Origin of the sequence: Mycobacterium sp., from assembly GCF_049673265.1 — a bacterium.
Classification (GTDB): Bacteria; Actinomycetota; Actinomycetes; order Mycobacteriales; family Mycobacteriaceae; genus Mycobacterium.
The window spans coordinates 1-1,785 of sequence record NZ_JBATXN010000248.1; the positions used below are offsets into that span (position 1 = coordinate 1).

Here is a 1,785-nt window from a genome sequence, read left to right on the forward strand (position 1 = left end):
TGCTTTGTCTTCGATGAAGTCGAGTTGGTCGATCAGCGGTCGAATCGGTGTCTCAATGGATTCGAGGAAGTCGACGTTACGACGCCACGGGCGGAAGTCAGGTGTCATCTCCGCCTGATATGGCTCATCATCGGCAACTCGCCCGATGGCGGTGAAGGCCTGAAGCGGCGCACCGTCGGGGTAGACGGTCTTCGGTGAGTAGAAGACGATCCAGTCACCTCGTGCCATCCTGCCAAGCATGTGCGGCTTGCCGTGGTTGGCCTGGGTGAAGCGTCCGCGCACGCCCCTTTCGACATGGTCACGGCTGACGGTATTGATCCAGTTCGTCATGACCGCATGCTAAGCGGGGCGACTGACACATCTTTGCGCTTGTCGTTGGGCTGTGGATAAGTCGGTTAGGGGGTGTTCATCAGGCGGGCGACCCCGCGCAGGGCGGAGCGGCTGATCGCATGGCGGACCCTTTGGGCGGGCGACGGGCGGATCGGCGTCTGGCCGAGCCGGGGAAACAGGGCCAGCGCGTTGGTGCGTTCGATACAAGATGTTCGGCATTTCGGCGAACAGCGCTGAGCTGGAGGAGCTTTGGAACTCCGGCGCCCGCCAACTCCAGGGCTAGTATCGCGGATACGACGATGAATGCAAGGTGCATGACACTCCTGTTGTGGCTATGCGGGAATCAGCTTGAGCGGCAAACGTTCATGACGGTGAATGACGTTGTTGATCGCCCAAGTCGGTGCGCTGGTGACTTCGATGCGGTCTACCCGCTCGATGAGCGCGCGCAGCATGGCGGTCGTTTCCAAGCGCGCCAAGCTCTGGCCGGCGCAGGCGTGCGCACCCTGCCCGAAGCCGATCTGGCGGCAGGCGTCACGACGGATGTCGAAGACCGCAGGGTTTTCCCACTCGCGTTCGTCGCGGTTGGCCGAGGCGTACATCACCAGGACGCGTGCGCCGGATGGGATGCTCACACCGCCAATTTCAGTCTGCCGGCCCACCCGGCGTGTGAATGCACGCAGTGGTGGCTCGTAGCGGACCACTTCATTGATCGCGTTCGCCATCAGCGCCGGCTCGTCTTTGAGCAGCTGCCACTGTTCAGGGTGGCTGGCGAACAAGTACAACGCATTCGAGATGGCACTCATCGTGGTGTCGATCGATGGCGCGAGATAGTCGACCATCAGCGCTGGACACTCGGCGTGCGACAGCTTGCCTTGGTCGGCGGCGATCAGCAGTTCATGGGCCATGCTGCCGTCGAGGAAGGTGCGCTCTCGGACGACCCGGCGGGCGAATCGCATCATTCGAAATACGCCGGGCATGGCCTTGATCGCGTGCCGGTTGAGCGGGCCGAGGGCGTCGAAAGTGGCCCCGCCCCATTCGATGAGGTGGTCGCGTTGAACTCGGGGCCAGCCGATGAGGTCGGGGACTATGGCCAGCGGCAGTGCGGCCGCAAGGTCGTTGACGCCATCGATCTCGCCGTTATCAAGCGCGGCTTCGACAACGGTGGCGGCCATCGTGTCCACGCCGTCGCCGATCGCGCGCAGCGCACGTGGTAGTAGCCCGTGCGCAAGCAGCTTGCGCCGCCGATCGTGCTCGGCGCCATCGCTATTGAGCGTCGTACCCCGCGACAAGCGGTTAGCGATCCGGTTGAGCGCGACGCCGCTTCCCGACAGGAAGGTCGCGTCATCACGGAGGACGGCCTTGCACTCGGCATAGCGGGGCAGCGCGAACACCTTGTGCTTGGTGAACCACACCACCGGGCCGAGGTCTCGCAACCGCTGGTAGTGCGGGTAGGGA

The 1,785-nt window shown here is 63.6% G+C and carries 2 protein-coding genes; both read right to left on the minus strand.

What is annotated here, in order from left to right:
- On the minus strand, window positions 1-330 hold a 330-nt coding region (locus tag WBF82_RS08800), incomplete at its 3' end, for an EVE domain-containing protein (RefSeq protein WP_424382665.1).
- A 332-nt stretch (window positions 331-662) separates the two neighbouring features.
- The coding region (locus WBF82_RS08805; RefSeq protein ID WP_424382666.1) for a cytochrome P450 at window positions 663-1,785 on the minus strand (1,123 nt) is incomplete at its 5' end.